Source organism: Planctopirus hydrillae (assembly GCF_001707835.1).
Taxonomy (GTDB): domain Bacteria; phylum Planctomycetota; class Planctomycetia; order Planctomycetales; family Planctomycetaceae; genus Planctopirus; species Planctopirus hydrillae.
This window is the reverse complement of sequence record NZ_LYDR01000154.1, coordinates 93,840-112,727: the sequence shown is the minus strand read 5'-3', so window position 1 is coordinate 112,727 and position 18,888 is coordinate 93,840. Positions and strand designations below refer to the sequence as shown.

The following is an 18,888-nucleotide window of genomic DNA, read 5'->3' as shown; positions in this document are numbered from 1 at the left end:
AGGGATTCCTGCAGTTGTCTCAAACGTCAGTGCCACTCGGCTCGCTTGGGCAGTTCCTCAAGGCTCCTTGCTCACATCAATAATAAGAAACAATCCGTTTCTGAATTCATTGAATAGAAAAAGGAGATCAATAACTCTGAAGGAAACGCCTGCGATACGAAAGGACACTGCATTCACTGCGCCAATCAGTTCCAAATCACGACGAGCCCGAGGGCTCTGTGTGCCGCTGTCATTCGGAGTGCTGAAATTCAGGGCGCATTTCAATCGTTGAATGCGCGGAGGGCAACTCTCGCGGGCAAATCTCACACGATTGTTGGGAAAAAAGATCAATGCATAAAAACATGCAAGCGCAATTGCATGTTCTGTGGGCAAATCTGCTCGTTTAAGTGTCTATCGCTACGCGCAACAAGTTGCAGTGCTGAACTGCAAACATGACGAAAAACTGTCCTGCGCGAGTCGACGATTTACTGTTTGTGCCTGTCAAAGATCTCCAGCATCAGGCGGCCGCTGGAGAAGTCGCGTCTTCGGATGATTCGGGGACTTTGCAGAGGTAAATGCCCAGTTCATAGAGCACCAGCAAGGGGGCCATCATCAGAATCATACTGGCCGGATCACCAGAAGGGGTCAACAGCATCGAGGCAATCGCGATCACAAGAATCGCCATTCGCCGCTGCTCGCGGAACATTTTGGGAGTCACCACGTTGATCTTGGCGAGGAACATCATCACCAGTGGGAGTTGAAAGCTGATGCCGAACATCAGAGGAAAACTGACGGCGAACGAAATCCACTCTGAGATGCGAATCTGCGGGTTGATTCCCAGGCGGGCGTTGTAACCCAGCAGGAAGTCCAACATCAGGGGGAAGACAGCAAAGTAACAGAACGCCGCCCCAGCGAGAAACAAACCAATGCTGAAAGGGAGATAGATATACACATACCGCCGTTCGTGAGGATAAAGCCCGGCAGCCACGAAGAGCCACAACTGGTAAATCACCCACGGGCTCGCGAGGACCAGTCCCGAAACAAAACCCACCTTCAGGTAAGTCATAAAGGCTTCCTGAACATTCAGTGCAATCGGCCGCACGCTGTTTTCGGCCGCCTTGCGCAATGTTGAAAAGGTGTCGCTCATCACCTTGACGGTGATCGATTTCCCCTTGAGTTCTTCTTTCGGTGCCGGTAACGACTCCGGGGCGACCTGATGCAGTTGAGAGAGTAATTCATAGGCTGATAACTGCAGATCGATCGATTTGCTGGGGCTCGTTTTCTCCGTCTGGAGCTGTTCAAGTTCCTGCTTCAGTTCTTTCGTATCGGTGGATGCGGGAGTCTTGTTTTCGTAGCCCAATAAAGCCCAGAACGAATTCGAGAGATATGAGAAAAAATCACCCGATGACATCTGCGGCTCTGCCTGGACGAATTCCATCATGTTGTTTCGTACGAGGGCTGCATCAATCGGCTGGCGGATGAAAGCGACAATGTATTCGCCGGCATAGAGTGAAAAACAGACGGCAATCACCAGTCCAATCATCGCACGAAAGACGTGCACGCGGAGCACTTCGAGATGCTCGCCAAACGTCATTGTCGAGTCGTCGAAGAGATCCTTCGTCTTGATGCTGGGAGTGGACCTTGATTTGGAAACGGCTGGAGACGGTGTGATCTGCGGGCTGGCCATGAAATCCTCAAGGGGATGGCGGTATCCGAAATTCCGTTGTTGCCGCAGTTCCAGTGATTCGAGACATCATCTGATTTGTCACATCATCGGGATGAACTCGAAAGACCGCCTGGCAAATGTCGGTTTCTGGCACCGTGGAGAAGACAAAAAGGCAAACCCAGGGAGTCATCTAACCCTATGCTCAATCCCCAATGATTTCCGAGGATTGACAGACAAAGGCGATGGACCGAGGTCAGCCGACGGGCACCAACTGAGAAGCAGTCAATGCAAACGGCTGTCCCATCAAGAATACCAGAACCTTCGCCTCACGCCAATTGGGAAGATTTGACTGGGCGATTAGTGGCTATTTGTGCAAAAAGCCACACTGAAAATGGTACCGCAGCAACCGTGGTGTCGCGAAACGCCCGAGGCACCATCTTCGACTTGTCTGCCTGGGGAAGGCGTCAATCGCGACCTGTCAGGCGTCGATTGTGCAGACAGCGGAGCCTATTTTCGCAGGTGGTGTTCGTGAGGTCTGTTTGAGCAGTTGCACGCAAGATATGCATTGATGCGGCGTTTGCATGCATAATTATAGTGCTTTTGGGAACACTCATGAATGGATGTATGCGATTCTGGTGTAGTGTAAAAGGTCAATGCTATTGTCGTTGTGATGCTTTTCCGACTGTTTGATTACAAGATCGTCAGCTTCTTGGATTTCGGCATGAGGAATGCAAATAGTCGAGATGTCTATAGTTAGACATATTCAAATGTCTTAAGAGAGGGTGGTTATGCCGAGATCCCGTGGTTTTACGTTAATTGAGTTGCTGGTGGTGATTGCGATCATTGCGGTGCTCATTGCCTTGCTTCTTCCCGCCGTGCAGCAGGCGAGAGAGGCGGCTCGACGGACACAGTGCCGTAACAATCTCAAGCAACTTGGTCTGGCCATGCACAACTATCATGACCAGTCGAACATGTTTCCGATGTCAACCACACGAGTGACTGGCTCAGGTCAATCAACCACGACGGCTGCCAGTTGGATTGTGCGACTCTTCCCCATGATGGATCAGGCGACCGCCTACAACACGCTCGTCTTTACCGACAATGATTTCACCATGGAGCGTGGTAAGAATCGCGCCTGGCAGACGATGAATAGTTTGAGAGTGGCGGGTCTCAATTGCCCATCCAGTCCGTTGCCGACAACACGTACACAGAACACGAATACTGCTACCAGAAACCTGCCATCAACTGTGACAATTCCGACCTCCATCTCGATTCAGACCACGAATTACGTCGGGATTTCAGGTGCTTACGATGCTCCCGGCGGCGGTACGGCCAATGATACGATCTGGGAAGGGGCCCATGGTCGGCAGGTCTGGAATGGAATCATCAATCCTCCCATTAAGGGCTTTTCGACAGTGGGCTTGCAGAAGGTGACGGATGGTTCCACCAATACGGTGATGGTTGGTGAGCAGGGCGATTATCGAAATTCGTGTGATTCCAACAGTCCTCCGCAGCCTAAAGGGCCTCTGGTTGATATGCGTACCAGTAATTCCAGTGGTGGCCTGTGGGCAGGCGGGCCTGGCGGAGAAGATTCTGTGGACCAGTACTACGGTTTCTGGGGAAACGTGACCAGTTTTCGTCCCCCAGGTGGTATCAATTACAACGCCGATTGCCAGGGGCCATTTGGTTCCATGCCTTACTGGTATGGTGATCCTGGTTATCACTATGTCTTCAGTTCAACTCACACGGGTGGAGCTCACTTCCTCTTTGCAGATGGTTCGGTCAGGTTCCTTTCGCAGAACATGTCTCAGTCCATCCTTAGTGCTCTTTGCAATAAGAACGACAACACTCCTGTTGGTGAATTCTAAAAAGCTTCGCCTGGTCTGGTTATCAAGCGATCATGCATTGGTGTGGTGTTTTTGGAATTCTCAAAGGAGTTTTCAATTGAGGTTGTTGTCTTCGCTTTTTCATGATCATCAATATCGTCTCACGGTGATTCGATCTGGTCTGTACAGTGCCTGGTTTGGTGTCGCAATTACGATCTCAGGTTGTGGAACAAGTGATACTCCTGTTCTCGCACCAGTCAGTGGGAAGGTCACCCGTGAGGGTGAGCCAGTTTCTGACGCGATGGTGATTTTTACCCCGGCAAAGGGTTCGGCTTCTTCCGGCACTACAGATTCACAGGGCCGATTTGAGCTGCGCTACTTTGATGGTCAAGTTGGCGCTGCTGTGGGCTCGCATCGAGTGAAAGTCACAACAGGTAACCCCGGTAAGCCATTGCAGCCTGGAGATCCTCCCCGTCCGATGCTTGAGCCACCAGAAGATATTCTCATGCCCGAGGCGTTTGAGGTTCGTGTTGGAGAAAATTCCTTCCAACTGCCTCTTCCTCCCAAAAAGAAGGGGTCAGCCCGTACTTGAAACGTGCGTGTAAAGATCAATGAAAAACAGAGAGCGGATTGTCAGTTCGACAATCCGCTCTCTGTTTTTAGATCAGACTGAAGTTGATGTGCTGCGATTGGTCTCAATCAACCGTTTTGGGGCGACTTGCCGCACAAAACCTCTTGATGATCGATGAAACTCGGCGTGGTCAATTTGACCCGAGTCACTCACACCCGAGCTGTACGGCTTGTGTTGACACCGGCTTCAATCATGTTCTGAAGCTCGCGAATCTCGGCCAGTTCCTGCTTCCGCTCTTCATCGGTCAGATCCGATGAATCCCGGAACTCGAGCATGCGGCTGCTGCGGACAAATCGCAATCCCCGCTGGAGCAGTTCACACTGACGGCTGGTGAGTTGGATTTGGAGTGATTCGCTCATGAAGACCTCAATAATGGAGAAACTCCCGCATTTATGGCCGATGGGCCAATAACTCGCTGAAGTTTCCTACCCAAATTCTAACCTGATGGATTTTCGATCTCAAGTTCCTGTCAAGATCGATTTTTCTGCAGACAGATTCACCGGGCCCATGCCCTAGCTCAATCCGTCTTCGCAACTCCTTCCTGGAGAGACTTCATGCTGGCATCTGAACAGCAGTTCTAATGCCAAACATTGGGATTCTACAGCAAATGAGCTGCAAGGCTTCCAGAAACATGACGGTCGTGCCTCAGTCTCAAGGTCGATGACACTCGGACGGCGCACGCGCCTTTAAGATCGGCCTTCCGATCCGGCGAAATTTGCCGGAGGCCCGCGCAGCGACAACCTTCACCTAACCCTTCCAACTGGAAGTGGCATGGGTCAATGCAGAATCTGCAATACTCAGGCAGATCGAACAGCAAAGATTCTGGCTGGTGAAACAATCACTTTCTCATCTCTGGGGAACTGATCATTTCGTTAATGGCACAAAAAATGGCACTGAGTTTTTGGGAAAATTCGTAGTAATCCCAATTGTTTCATCCTGAGCAAATGTTCTAATGGTTTTGCGCCCAATGATCTCCGACAGTTGACCTTGCATGAGTTGTGATCCAGCAATTCAGGAGCATCATGGCCCGTTCTCACTCCCCACCTGGAAATGATCAGGCCCGGAATCCAGCTTCAGCCGGTACTGCTCTGGCTGTTCCTTCTCTGCTGGCAGGCCTGGAGCTTCCGCAGTCTGACTCCATGAGCCGACCTGCCGTGCCGAATCGCCGGAGTGCCTGGTTTGTCAGTCTGGTTCTGCACCTGGTGTTACTGCTGGTGTTGTCGCTGATTACGTTTTCGGAAGTGATTCAGCTCCCCTTCGTGATTGAATCCGGCCTCGCCACGACGCCCGAAGAACTGATGCCTGTGACGATGGATGCGGCTGCTGCGGTGATGGATCCCAAGGAATCCTCCAGCCAGGTCTCGGCAGAAGGAGCCATGGGGGCCGATTCATCAGGCGTTTCTGTTCAATCTTCGATGGTGTTGAAGGAGCAGATTGCGGGTGAGTTTTATGGGCCGGGCTCACAAACTCCGGGAGAAGTCATCAGTTTCGAGACCTCGCAACTCTCGCAACCTGTTCTACGGGCCGGGAAAATGACCCGAGCCGACGGTGTTTCCGGGGCTTTGGATATTCTGACAGAGGAAATCGCTCAGTCACTACAAGAAGGACCGACGCGAGTCGTCTGGATTCTGGATGTTTCCCCCTCGATGACGGAATACCGTCAGGTGATTGCGGATCGCCTGGAGAAAATCTATGCCCAGCTCAAGGCGATGAAGCTGCCTGTCGAGACTTCGCTGGAAACCGGTTTGATGGCTTTTGACGACAAGCCGCACGCACTTTCGACGAAAACGGTCAAAGACCCGATCAAAATCCGCGATTTGATCAACCGACTTCCTTCGACCGAGCGCGGGATTGAGAACACGTATCTGGCAGTCATGAATGCGAGAAATCGGTATGGGCCAGCGAAAGAGCGGGTTCCGTTTCGAGTCATGTTCATTGTGGTGACTGATGAAGAGGGTTCCGATGTTTCTCGAAATCTGGATCATTGCATTGAACTGATGCAGAAAGATCTCATCCGTTGTTTTGTGATTGGGAAATCGACTGTGCTTGGTCGGCCGGTTGTGGAAACTCATCGGTTTGATCCCTCAGGTCAGCAATACATCAGTGTCGTTGAGCCTGGTCTGGAAACGGCTTACCTGGAGTTCATGGATCCTGCCGCTCACTCGTTTTTTTCGTACAACCAGCCGACAGTTTTGACCGGTGAGGCGGCTTTTGGTCTCAAACGATTATGCCTGGAAACGGGTGGACTGTTTCTGATGTCCAGCACCGATATCGACCCGGCAATTGACCCTGAGATCAATGAGGAATTTCAACCTCGCTACGGAGATCGACATGCAGTTCAACGTTCGCTGCAGTTCGATCCCTTTCGGGCAGGATTGGTGGCTGTTTCTGAAGATTGCAAAACTCTGGCTCTGGGTGTTCCGGGAAGCCGGTTTCCGATACCGAATAATCTGCTTGTCAGCGGACTGACCTTAGCTGAATCGCGAGCCATGGTGGCGGCGTTTGATGCGGGGTTAGCCCGGAATCTGAAATCTCTGGAAGAGTTGGGCCCGTGGCGTACCCGAGTGCGCGACCGGAGATCGATTGCCAATTATGATCTGGCTGTTTCATTACTCATGGCCCAGCGTGCGTATTGTCAAAGCTATCTGGGGGTACTCGAAAAAATCACTTCGGGGAAAGCCAGGCCGAAGCAACCTGATCACAATATGTGGCAACTGATCGCTTCGAGTCCGATTGATGAGGGTGGGCCAGTGGCCGAAAAGCTGCGTGAAAAGGCTCATGAAATGCTTTCCACCGTCGCAGAAAGCTACCCCGGAACGCCGTGGGCCGTACGTGCCAGGCTCGAGTTAGAAGGTCTTTATAGTAAAGGTTGGGGAATCAGTTCTTATAAAATCCAGGTGACACCTGGAGTGATTCCTCCGCGAACACCTAGGCCCCCCCCGATTCGGCAAAATCTTTAAGCACAGAGAATCACAGTTTCGCTGCCGACTGGAGTGGAAGAGTTTCAGCAGAACCAGATCGGGTCTTGCTCCACTTGACTGGCGGAGACGTTCGCCTCAGGAAACTCCTGTTGCAGACGGTTTGCCAGGGCTTCCATGGCAAATCGCTCGGTGGCGAAATGACCAGCCAGTACCAGCCCTGTGTGATGTTCGCGAGCTTCTAAAGCGGTGTGGAAGCGTGTTTCTCCCGTGAGGAAGACATCGCAACCGGCCCGCCGGGCATCGCTCAGATACTCACCCGCTGCACCACAGGCAATAGCGACGGTGGTCACGAGACGTTCTCCATCGCCCACCACCATGACGTGCCCGGATTGCAACACGTCCCGGCAACGCTCGGCAAACGCCTTCAATGTTTCAGGCTGATGCAAAACTCCGCGACGGCCACTGCCCCAGGAACCGCTCGAAGGTTCTAATGGAATCACATCGATGGCAGGTTCTTCGTAAGGATGAGCGGCTCGAAGTGCCTTAAGTGCGGTTTCCAATCGATTCTTCGGGCAGAGAATTTCCAGGCGAAACTCCGGAGCTCTCTCGAAGACACCGGCTGTTCCCACCGTTGGATTTGTGGCGGCAGATCCTTGGAACGTCCCGGTCCCGGCATGGAAGAAACTGCACCGACTGTACTCTCCAATCGTGCCCGCACCGGCTTGCCAGATCGCTTCCGCCACGATTTCCAATGAGTTTTCGGGAACAAAAGTCACAATTTTCAGAGCAGCAGAGAGGGGTTTGACCCGTAATGGCTGAATGGCATGAAGTCCCAACCGTTCGGCCAATTGCTGATTGATACCAGTCGGTGCATCATCCCATGCAGTATGTGGTGAATAGACGGAAATTCCGGCCCGGGCCAGTTTCCAAAGGATCGCTCCTTCCACCGATTGCGTCGTGAGTTTCTGAACGGGCTTAAAGAGCACTGGATGATGCGTCACAATCAGTTGTGCATTGGTTTCGACGGCTTCTTGAGCGACATCGCTGGTGAGCGTGAGGCAGGTCAAAATTCTGCCAGCATCCATCCCGGGGCTGCCGAGCAATAGGCCTGTATTGTCCCAACTGGCAGCCAGGTAAGGGCTTGCGATCTGTTCGAGCACTTCAGTAACGTGCCGCACTGTGGGTACCGACATGGTTTCCAGCCTCAGCTCCAAGTGAAAACTGCGGGCGGAAATCAGGCCCGCCATCCAGGATAAAACGCACGGTGAGAATTTCTGCAGCTTAGCCGAAACAGGGGAGATTCGCTTTTCCGAGGTGTGATCTCCTTTTGTCCGATCTGTTTTCATCCTGTCGATGGAGGAAGTCAGATCCATCAGCGGAATCTGCGGAATTTCTGGTTTCAGGCGTTCTGCCCGAGTGAAATCGAGTGGGGAAGTCTGCCTCCTCGCGAAAATCCTCATGGTATCCGGGTTGACTGGTCGTAATAATCCACTCATTCAAATCGTAGTGGATCACTGGAACCCTCTGTAGGAGTGCCGAGAAGAGTCGTCAGACTTTGCGAGGCACTGGGTTTTCAGTCGATCGCTACGATTGATCAACGATTGCCATACCTCCCCGCGGGGAAAGTTTTGCCATGCAGATTCGGAGTGTCCGCGCCCTTCGTGGACCGAATATCTGGTCGCGTCAACCATGTTTAGAAGCTCTGGTCGATCTGGGGCCGCTGAAGGATCTTTCGTCGGAGCTGATTCCCGGCTTCAATGATCGACTCATGAGCTGGCTCCCGGGCATGATCGAGCATCGCTGCAGTGTGGGAGAACGGGGTGGTTTCTTCGTGAGGCTCAGGCGGGGAACTTATCTCGCACATATCCTGGAGCATGTGACTCTCGAACTCCAGACCATGGCTGGCACCAATGTGGGCTTTGGCAGAGCTCGCGAAACATCCGAAGAAGGTGTCTATAAAGTCGCAATTCGGTATGCCGAAGAATCGGTGGGCAGGGCGGCTCTGGAAGTTGCTCATCGATTATGCCTGGCCGCCGTTTACGACCAGCCTTTCGATATCCAGGCTGAAACCATTCGGCTCAGAGAACTCGCGGATCGTGTTTGCCTTGGGCCAAGTACACAGGCCATTGTTTCTGCCGCTCTCGCCAGGAACATTCCTTACCGACGATTGAACACAGGGAGTCTGGTGCAACTGGGCCAGGGCTTTCGCCAGAGAAGAATCTGGACAGCCGAAACAGACAGCACCAGTGCGATCGCTGAATCGATTGCCCAGGATAAAGACCTGACGAAATCGATGCTTCGCGCTGCCGGTGTTCCTGTTCCGGAAGGTCGCGAAGTTAAGGATCCCGACGATGCGTGGGAAGCTTCTCAAGAGATTGAGGGGCCGATTGTTGTGAAGCCGATTGACGCCAATCATGGTCGTGGCGTTTGCATGAATCTCGAAACGGAAGAAGAGATCCGCGATGCTTTCGTAGTCGCTTCCCAGGAGGGGAGTGGTGTGATTGTGGAGCGGTTTGCTCCCGGATCAGAGCATCGTCTGCTGGTGGTCGGCGACAGGCTGGTGGCCGCTTCTCGGGGAGATGCTGCCAAGATCGAGGGTGACGGTGAGCACAACGTCGCGGAATTGATTCAACGGCAGGTGAACAGCGACCCTCGCCGGGGCGATGATGAGATTTTTCCATTGAGTACCGTCCGCCTCGATGATGGCGTGGTGTTGCTCGAACTGAAGCGGCAAGGCTACACCCCGGAGTCGATTCCGCCGGCAGGTGAAGTTGTGATTGTTCGTCGAAATGACAATTTGTCGATCGACGTCACTGATGAAGTTCATCCGCGCAACGCCGAGCATGCGGTGATGGCGGCCCGGATTGTGGGATTGGATATCGCCGGTGTCGATATCGTTACAGAGGATATTTCACAGCCTCTGGAAGAGCAGGGTGGGGCGATTGTCGAAGTGAATGCCGGGCCGGGATTACTGATGCATCTGCGGCCCGCCGTCGGGAAACCCCGCCCCGTGGGAGAAGCCATTCTTGAGCGGCTCTTTCCACCGGGAACTTCTGGCCGCATTCCTCTGGTTTGCGTGACGGGCGTGAACGGCAAAACGACCACCAGTCGGCTCGTCGCCAGCATTCTCCGTCAGGCAGGAATCAAGGTCGGCGTGGCCACCAGTGACGGAATTGTCGTGGAAGATCGCGTGATTGAGTTGGGCGATTGTGCAGGGCCCAAGAGTGCGCGGGCCGTCCTGCTGAATCCCACCGTCGAGGCTGCGGTCCTCGAAGCGGGCCGTGGCGGAATTCTCCGCGAAGGGTTGGGGTTTGACAAATGCGATGTGGCTGTCGTCACGAACCTGTCTGAGCCGGATCATCTGGGTGAATACGATATTCATACTGTGGAAAAGATGTATTCGGTGAAGCGAACGCCGGTTGACGTGGTGATGCCGGGTGGCTTCGCAGTCCTGAATGCGGCCGATCCGTGGGTGGCAAAGATGTCCACACTCTCTGCGGGCGGGGTGATTTTCTTTGCCCGTGATGAGCGTCAGCCTGTGCTTTCGCAACATCGCAGTGAAGGTAAGAAAGTGGTCTTCGTTCGCGACGGCTGGATTGTCGCGGGTGATGGCGGTCTATCGTCGCAGATTGTGCGTCTGGCAGATGTTCCCTGTACTCATGGCGGACGGATCGGCTTTCAGATCGATAACGTACTGGCTGCGACTGCCGCCGCCTGGGGACTCAAGATTCCGTTCTCAGCCATCGCCGCTGGATTGCAGCATTTCCAGGGAAATCTGGCTGACGATCCGGGCCGTTTCAACGTTTTTCAGTTGGGTGGAAAGACGCTGATCGTCGTCGATGCCCGGAATCCTGCAGCTCTTAAGGCGACAATCGCCGGCCTGGAGGCCTTCCCAAGTCAGCGAAAGTTGGTGGTATACGCGGCGGAAAACGATCGAATTCACGGCGATATCACTCAACAGGGAGAGTTGCTCGCAGAGCACTTCCAGAATTTTTACTTGTATCATTTGCCAGGCTGTGCCATGACGGGTGCGGATGCACCGAGAGAACTTCTGCTCGCTTCAATTCGTGCAACTGCTGATTCAGAAAAGCGTTGCGTGAACCTGGAAGAGGATTGGCAAAAGGCGGTTGATGCGGCCTGGCACGATTTTCGCGAGGGAGATGTTCTGTTGATTCAGGCAGGAGCTATTTCAGCCACTATTCGTAAGGTTCAGCAGCTTCTAGGGTTAGAGCTTGTCAGTAAAGTCTAGGATCGGTGTCCGAATCTATTGCTGTCTTCATCTATGGGACGACGTCAGAAGGATTCAGAGAAGATTCCGTTTCGGGTGTTCAGAATCGACAGTACTGGCAGTTCAAGTGTTTGAAATCACGGGTTGAGATTTGCTGAAGATACAAATTGCGAGGGTTGGTGTTCAGTTTCAGTGAACAAGATTTTTGTTAACCGGGCCTGCGTCACTTGCGTAACTTCGCAGGAACTTATTTCAATCATCTTTGATTTGATTCCTCTTTGCATGACAATTCATAAGACACGAGCAGCAGCAACGTATCAGAGAGCAGGATCTAATCACAAATTCGTCATTCTTGCGACAGCTTTTATCATCTTGATGACAAGTGTTGCTGGAATTGCTTTGATGGAACTACCACTTCGACTCAAAGCGAACTTGTGACTGATCGACCTTGATTTTGACGATACAACAGGATCAACACTCAGTAGCCAGCAGCAGGACTGGCACGAGGCGGCAGGATGTCGCCTGACTGGAGTCTGGGCTTTACAGGAAAAGGGTCATTGGCAGCAATTGATCATTGATGCCAACGACCGGCGGCAGGCCAGTGCCTATGCCACCTCCCAGTGACGACAGTTTGCCGCGACATTGACAAAGGATGCTTTATGGAGTTGGCGAATGTCCGCGCGTTGCGTGGGCCGAATGTCTGGTCTCAATTGACCGTCATAGAAGCCACCCTGGATTTGCGTCAGGTAACCATGCAGTTTCCCCTGGAACTGGCCAAGTTCCGCGGACAACTGACAGAGATGGCGGCCTTTCTCGCACAGGAAGATGAAACCGAAGTCTTCAGCCAGACACAACAGGATCGCTCGATCCTGCTGGGAGTCGCTGAGGTTGTGGTACGACTGGTTGTGGGCCTGCAGAATGCGGCGGGTTCACTCGTCACGCTGGGGCGCGTTGTCGAAACCAGAGAGACTGGCTTATTTCGCATTGCCTTTGAATATTGCGAAGAAGATGTGGGCCGGCAGGCATTGAAGGACGCTTTGCGTTTGTCCCGTCATGCCCTCGCACTGGAGAATCTGCTTCCCGGGCACGCACCTGAGCTGGCGATGTCTGCTGCGGAAATGGTTGACGAACTGCGGACACTCGACCAGCAGATTCGACTCGGGCCAAGTACCAATTCGATCGTCATGGCGGCTGTGGCTCGTGGCATCCCTTTCCGCCGCCTGAATACCCGCAGTCTGGTTCAGTTAGGCTATGGTTGCAAACAGCATCGCATACTCGCGGCTGAAACTGATCGCACCAGTGCTGTGGCCGAGGCGATCGTTCAGGACAAAGAACTGACGAAGAACCTTCTGGAGGCGGTGGGCGTCCCTGTTCCCAAAGGGCGGCAGGTTGTGGATGCCGAAGATGCCTGGGCTGCGGCTCTCGAAATCGGCCTGCCCGTGGTCATCAAACCTAAAGATGGCAACCAGGGCCGGGGGGTCGCGGTTAACCTGTCTTCGAAAGAGCAGGTCTTTTCTGCCTTTGCAGCAGCTCGGGAAGAAGGGCGTGAGATTCTCGTCGAGAAGTTTGCTCCCGGTTCGGATTATCGACTGCTGATCATTGGTTACAAGCTGGTGGCTGCTGCTCGCCGTGAACCTCCACAAGTCGTAGGAGATGGGCGCCACACCATTCGCGAACTGGTTCGTGAGGTCAATCTCGATCCTCGCCGTGGTGAAGATCACGCCACTCCGCTCAGCAAGATTCCGCTCGATGATATCGCCTGTGCCGTGCTGGCCGATCAGGGATTGATTCCCGATTCTGTTCCCGCTGCGGGCCAACTGGTGCTGTTGAGGCGTAATGCCAATCTCAGTACCGGGGGGAGCGCTGCAGATGTGACAGAGTTAGTCCATCCAGAAGTCGCTGCACGAGTGATTGATGCCGTCCGCATGGTGGGCCTCGATATTGCCGGTGTCGACGTGGTGGCAAGTGACATCAGTCGGCCGCTCGAGCAGCAGGGAGGTGTGATTGTCGAGATCAATGCCGCTCCGGGACTGCGGATGCATCTCCAGCCTTCCTCCGGCCAGCCTCGTCCGGTGGGTGAAGCGATTGTGAATACCATGTTCCCTCCCGGCGACGATGGTCGTGTTCCCATCGTGTCGGTCACGGGAACGAATGGCAAAACCACCACGACACGCCTGATGGCGCATATTTTCCGCCAGCAGGGCAAATGCGTCGGCATGACCTGCACCGATGGTGTCTACATCGATGATCGTCGCATAGATACGGGTGATTGCAGTGGCCCGCGCAGTGCTCGAACCGTTCTATCAAACCCCACTGTCGAAGCGGCTGTGCTCGAAACCGCCCGTGGCGGAATTCTGCGAGAAGGGCTCGGCTTCGACCGCTGCCATGTCGCCATTGTGACCAATATCGGCGAAGGCGATCATCTCGGGATGGCCGGCATTGAGACAGCCGAACAGCTTGGACGCGTCAAGCGCGTGATCGTTGAGAACGTCTCACCCGATGGTCATGCCGTCCTGAATGCCGAAGATCCCATCACTCTCGCCATGGCCGATTACTGCCCGGGGAAAGTGATTCTCTTTGCCCGCTCAGGCGATCATCCTGCGATCAAGTCGCATCTGGCCAAAGGTGGCAAAGCCGTCTACACCCAGCAGAACTGGCTCATAGCAGCCGAAGGAAGCTGGAGTGCGCGAGTGGCTTCGCTCAATAATGTCCCGCTGACCTTCTCGGGACTGATTGGTTTTCAGGTCGACAATACCATGGCTTCGATGGCTGCCGCCTGGGCCCTGGGCATTCCCTTCGAAACGATCCGTTCGGCACTCGAGACGTTCAGCAGTGATATCCGTAAAGCACCGGCCCGGTTTAATGTGCTGGAAGCGGCTGGAGCCACGCTGATTATCGATTATGGCCACAATTCATCGGCGATTGTCGCCCTACTCGATGCGATCAACCAGTTGCCACACGGCCGCCGCCGGATTGTTTATACGGCTGCAGGCGATCGCCGCGATGAAGATATTGTGCGACAGGCGCAGCTCATTGCCAGTGGCTTTGATGAGATCGTGATTTACGAGGATCAATGCACGCGCGGCCGGGCGGATGGTGAAGTCATTCGACTGATGCGGCAGGGCCTCTCTCAAGGGGGCAGGCTTTCAAGTATCCTCGAAACGCGTGGTGAAATGGTCGCGATCGAAATGTGCCTGAAGCGGATGGAGCCCGGCGATCTGGTACTCATTCAGGCCGACCAGGTCGACGAAGCCATACAGTTCGTCCAGAACTACATCTCGAAACTCCCACTGGCCGTCGCCACTCAGGCAAATCCCCATCGTTCGAGGAAGTCGTTCGAGGAGGAATAGCTCGCTTATGTGATCTCGTCTGAGACGATTTACCTGATTGATTATCATGTGCCCGGACATGTCTGTCCGGGCACTTTTGTTATTGAAGGATTGCTGAGCAGCCAATGGGTTGGAAGCTCGGTGCAATATTCAGCATCGCCACCGAAGTGCGTCGTCGTGCATGGATCTGCCCTCCAGGGAGCGATATCCGGAAGATCTCAAAAATACCTTGCGAGTGATTTTACTTGCATGTACAATCAGTGTCGGTTTAAGATTGGAAATGAAACGTGTCCCAAATTCGAATTGAGCAGATTGCGAGAGAGTGCGTGGCCGTGCGACTGCGCATGCTCAACAGAGTCGTGACGAATGTCTACGATGAGGCATTGCGCCCCTTGGGGTTGAAGGTCAGCCAGATGAACATTCTGGTGGCAGTCGCCTTGATGGGCTCGTCGCGACCGACAGATCTCGGCGAGGCACTTCATATCGATATTTCGACTCTCAGTCGCAATCTGGAGCGAATGAAAAATCGAGGCTGGCTGGAATTATTGAGTGATGACCACGATGGAAGGGCTCAGCAAGTCCGGCTGACCAGCGAAGGACGCGAACTTCTCGAAACGGCGGCGGGGTTTTGGGAAGCCGCTCAGTCGCAAGTGATCGCCACTCTCGGCGCAGAGATGGTTCAACAACTCACGACATCGACTGATCGAATTCGAACAAAGTCTTAGTTCTCGATTTGCCCATATAGTTGCACATACAACAGGTGAAGCATGAAGATTGAAATGCATCCGACAGTCCTGGCCTACCACGAGAAAAATCAGTCTTTGCCGGCACGTCCAGCAGTAGTTTTGCAGGCCACCGAGTTGAAGCAACTGGCACGCGATGCTGGTGCTGATGATGTGGGACTCATCGAGATCAGCAGACCTGTTCTGGAGCAGGAGCGGCATGAGATCTTGAAGGCTTACCCCCGGACGAGAACTCTCATGAGCATTGTCGTGCGGATGAATCGCGAACCGATTCGTTCTCCCTCTCGATCAGTGGCGAATCTGGAGTTTCATCATTGCGGTGATGAGGTAAATGAAATCGCTCACCGCATTGTCCGTCAGCTTGAAGATCGTGGTATTGGAGCGATGAATCCCTCCATGGGCTTTCCCATGGAGATGGCTGACTTTCCCGGGAAAATTTGGGTGGTGTCCCACAAACCAGTCGCTGTCGCAGCCGGACTGGGGATGATGGGAATTCATCGCAACGTGATTCATCCGCGATTTGGTAACTTCATCCTTCTGGGAACAGTTCTGATCGATGGCGAGGTCTCGGCATATGACGATCCCATCAGTTACAACCCGTGCCTGGAGTGCAAACTTTGTGTAGCCGCCTGTCCGGTCGGTGCGATTTCAGCCGATGGTCAATTCGATTTCTCGGCCTGTTATACACACAACTACCGCGAATTCATGGGAGGCTTTACGGACTGGGTGGAGCAGATCGTTGATAGCAGGAATGCCGTCGAATATCGCCAGCGAGTGACCGATGCCGAGTCTTCATCCATGTGGCAAAGTCTCTCGTTTGGTCCCAATTATAAGGCGGCTTATTGCCTTTCGGTTTGCCCGGCAGGAGAAGAGGTCATCGGCCCCTATCTTGCGGACAAAAAAGAGCATCTCCAGGAGATTGTGCGTCCACTGCAAGACAAGCACGAGACCATCTATGTGCTGAAAAATTCCGATGCCCAGCAGTATGTGACCCGACGATTTCCTCACAAGAACGTCAAGACTGTTGGTAACGGTCTGCGTCCGACCACTATTGAGGGTTTCCTCAAAGGGGCTCCGCATGTTTTTCAGCCAAAGCAATCGGCTGGGTTGAATGCCACCTTCCATTTCACGTTTACTGGCGATGAAATCTCAAAGGGGCAGCCTCAGCGGGCGACGTTTCAGATTTATGACCAGACTTTGAGAGTCACCGAAGGCCACAACGGCCATGCAGATCTCAGCATCACCGCAGAGGCTTCGACCTGGATGAAGTTTCTACGTAAGGAACGCCACATCGTCTGGGCTTTATTGACGAGGAAAATCCGCCTGAAAGGTCCACTCAAGCTGCTGGTGGCCTTCGGCAAGTGTTTTCCCCAGTAGCATGACATTACTCGCTGATGCATGAAGAGACAGTCCCGTTGTGATACTGTCACAGGGATCACCATGTTCTCATACAGTGAAGTTGAGGAAGAGGTTTGCCATGTGGCAGCAACTGTCATGCACTCAGGTTCTGTTTTTTGGCTCAGCAAACGTTTGGCAAGAGATCATTGATCGAACTTCTCGGCCAGATTTTGGCCTGATGCTGAGAGTTTTCCTGGCAATAGCATGCCTCTCGCCCCTGGAAGTGCTGGCTGCTGATGCCAGTCGAATATCCCCCGAAGGTCTTGTGGAAGGGTCACTTCAGAAAACGATCGATCGGATCGTGGCGAAGGAACCTGGGGTCACAATTGTCCTTTCGCCAGGCGAGTATCGACTCGACAAAACACTGAAGTTGAATGCAAAGCATAACGGAATGACTCTGCGGGGTTCGCCGGGAACCATCATTCGCGGGTCAATTTCACTTCACGACTGGAAGCCTGTGGCGGGTCATGATGGCCTTTGGCAGGCGACGTTACCCACACCGGTTCCAGTACATCTCATCCCTCGACTGATCTTTCACGATGGTCAATTGCTGGCCCGGGCTCGCACTCCTGATGCTGGCTGGCTGGAAACCGAACAGACTCTCCAGACGAATGGGCCCATCCAACTGGAGATTCCCCAGGAGCACTGGAATTCTGCGTGGCAGGAAGGTGCGGGTATGGTCGTTCGAGCAGTTCAGAAATGGGCTGGCTTTGAGCAGGTCGTGACGGGTATTGACACCAGGCAACGCACGCTGACACTTCCACTGGCGGCCATCGGCCATCGGCAGGAAAAGAAAAACCGCTTCTGGTTCGAAAACTCGTTAACTGACATCAATCGTGAGGGAGAATGGATTTATCGACCGGCTGAAAACGCCATCCTCTGGAAACCACTCGCACAGGCAGGTTCTTCATCGGCAATCCCACGAGTCGATGTCTCGTTGCTGGAAGCTTTGGTGATCATTGATCATGCCGAAAACGTGACGCTGGAAGGGCTGGACTTCCGGGAATGTGGGAGTTCATTTTCTGCTCAAGGCGAAATCGATATTCAAGCCGCTGCCAAACGCCGGGGTGCCATACAATTCCGCTGGGCTCGTCAATGTACGCTCAAAAACTCGAGCGTCTCTCTTGTCGCAGGATATGGCGTGGATGTGCAGACAGGTAGCAATTCCATTCGGATTGAAAACTGCCGATTGCATGACCTGGGGGCGGGCGGGATCCGGATTGGTGAAACGGTGATCGCACCCGAGCCCGAAAAGCAGGTCAGTCACAACTCTGTCTCTGGTTGTCAGATCAGCCGCTATGGAAACATTGATTTTGGTGCTGTAGGTGTCATCGTCTTTCAGTCGAGTGAGAACCGGATTGCGGACAACACGATCTTCGATGCTCCTTACTCCGGGATCTCGGTTGGCTGGACCTGGGGCTATAAAGAGTCTCCCTGCCATCACAACATCGTCGAACACAATCATATCCACCATCTGGGAAGTGATCTTCTCAGCGATATGGGTGGTGTTTATCTGCTGGGCCCACAGCCGGGAACGATTGTTCGCAAAAATCTGATTCATGACTTGAAGTGCCACGAATATGGAGCGTGGGGGCTCTATACCGACGAAGGTTCGACTGGCATTCTCCTTGAGGAAAACGTCGTCGCCCGCTGCATGAAGGCGGGTTTTCATCAGCACTATGGTAAAGACAACATCATTCGCCGCAATCTGATTGTCGATTGCGGTGAAGGGGGAGTGCGCCGGTCCAAGGAAGAAGAGCACAACTCATTCACGTTCGAGCAGAACGTCGTTGTCAATGCGACTGGCCACTTTCTGCATTCCAACTGGAAAAACCGCAACGTGAAGCTCAATAAGAATCTCTACTTCTCGAATGCCCCGCAGCCATGGAGGTGGGGAATGTGGAAATGGGAGGCTTGGCAAGAACTGGGGTTTGATCAAGACTCTTTGCTGGCTGATCCCTTACTGGTTGATCGCTCACAACCCCAAAACGGTTTCCAGATCAACTCACCCGTTTATCGAGAACTCGGCTGGTGGCCTGACAGATCTCAGCCTCGACCACTTGCTGACACTGGTCCTCGACCAGCAGTTGTGTCTTCCGCTTCACAGTGACCTGAAGACCCTTGGCTCACAATGGGGGACTCGGACGACGGGTCATCTCGCTGCGTC

Annotated in this window: 11 protein-coding genes; 8 read left to right on the top strand and 3 right to left on the bottom strand. The window is 53.5% G+C overall.

All coding sequences use genetic code 11. The features are described from left to right. Window positions 1–496: 496 nt before the first annotated feature. Window positions 497–1,666 (bottom strand): twin-arginine translocase subunit TatC, encoded by a 1,170-nt coding sequence (gene tatC / locus A6X21_RS21490; RefSeq protein ID WP_068852598.1) that lies wholly within the window; start codon window positions 1,664–1,666, stop codon window positions 497–499. A 767-nt stretch (window positions 1,667–2,433) separates the two neighbouring features. Between tatC and A6X21_RS21485 the strand changes: the two genes are divergently transcribed. After that, a complete protein-coding gene (locus A6X21_RS21485) occupies window positions 2,434–3,513 on the top strand; it encodes a DUF1559 domain-containing protein (protein ID WP_068852596.1) in 1,080 nt (359 codons plus the stop codon). A gap of 76 nt (window positions 3,514–3,589) precedes the next feature. Further along, complete coding sequence (locus tag A6X21_RS21480) at window positions 3,590–4,063, top strand: transthyretin-like family protein (RefSeq protein WP_131818485.1); 474 nt, start codon at window positions 3,590–3,592, stop codon at window positions 4,061–4,063. A 188-nt stretch (window positions 4,064–4,251) separates the two neighbouring features. On the opposite strand, the gene A6X21_RS21475 is transcribed toward A6X21_RS21480, so the two are convergent. Next, entirely contained in the window at window positions 4,252–4,461 is a 210-nt protein-coding gene (locus tag A6X21_RS21475; RefSeq protein WP_068852590.1) for a hypothetical protein, read from the bottom strand. Window positions 4,462–5,124: 663 nt separating this feature from the next. On the opposite strand from A6X21_RS21475, the gene A6X21_RS21470 reads away from it, so the two are divergent. After that, complete coding sequence (locus tag A6X21_RS21470) at window positions 5,125–7,062, top strand: vWA domain-containing protein (protein ID WP_068852587.1); 1,938 nt, start codon at window positions 5,125–5,127, stop codon at window positions 7,060–7,062. A gap of 44 nt (window positions 7,063–7,106) precedes the next feature. Here the strand turns inward: A6X21_RS21470 and A6X21_RS21465 are convergent, their stop codons facing one another. After that, window positions 7,107–8,216, bottom strand: a complete 1,110-nt coding sequence (locus tag A6X21_RS21465) for a Nif3-like dinuclear metal center hexameric protein (RefSeq protein ID WP_068852751.1) — start codon at window positions 8,214–8,216, stop codon at window positions 7,107–7,109. Window positions 8,217–8,656: 440 nt separating this feature from the next. On the opposite strand from A6X21_RS21465, the gene cphA (A6X21_RS21460) reads away from it, so the two are divergent. The 5 genes from cphA (A6X21_RS21460) to A6X21_RS21435 all read left to right on the top strand — a co-directional run bounded on the left by cphA (A6X21_RS21460) (window position 8,657) and on the right by A6X21_RS21435 (window position 18,831). After that, window positions 8,657–11,272 (top strand): cyanophycin synthetase, encoded by a 2,616-nt coding sequence (gene cphA / locus A6X21_RS21460; protein WP_068852584.1) that lies wholly within the window; start codon window positions 8,657–8,659, stop codon window positions 11,270–11,272. A gap of 638 nt (window positions 11,273–11,910) precedes the next feature. Continuing rightward, window positions 11,911–14,601, top strand: coding sequence for a cyanophycin synthetase (gene cphA / locus A6X21_RS21450; RefSeq protein ID WP_068852578.1), 2,691 nt, complete (start codon window positions 11,911–11,913; stop codon window positions 14,599–14,601). A 266-nt stretch (window positions 14,602–14,867) separates the two neighbouring features. Beyond that, complete coding sequence (locus A6X21_RS21445) at window positions 14,868–15,305, top strand: MarR family winged helix-turn-helix transcriptional regulator (protein WP_068852575.1); 438 nt, start codon at window positions 14,868–14,870, stop codon at window positions 15,303–15,305. 42 nt (window positions 15,306–15,347) lie between these two features. Then, window positions 15,348–16,700, top strand: a complete 1,353-nt coding sequence (locus A6X21_RS21440; RefSeq protein ID WP_068852573.1) for a 4Fe-4S binding protein — start codon at window positions 15,348–15,350, stop codon at window positions 16,698–16,700. Between the two features lie 199 nt (window positions 16,701–16,899). Next, window positions 16,900–18,831, top strand: coding sequence for a right-handed parallel beta-helix repeat-containing protein (locus tag A6X21_RS21435; RefSeq protein WP_165603898.1), 1,932 nt, complete (start codon window positions 16,900–16,902; stop codon window positions 18,829–18,831). The last annotated feature ends 57 nt before the right edge of the window (window positions 18,832–18,888 follow it).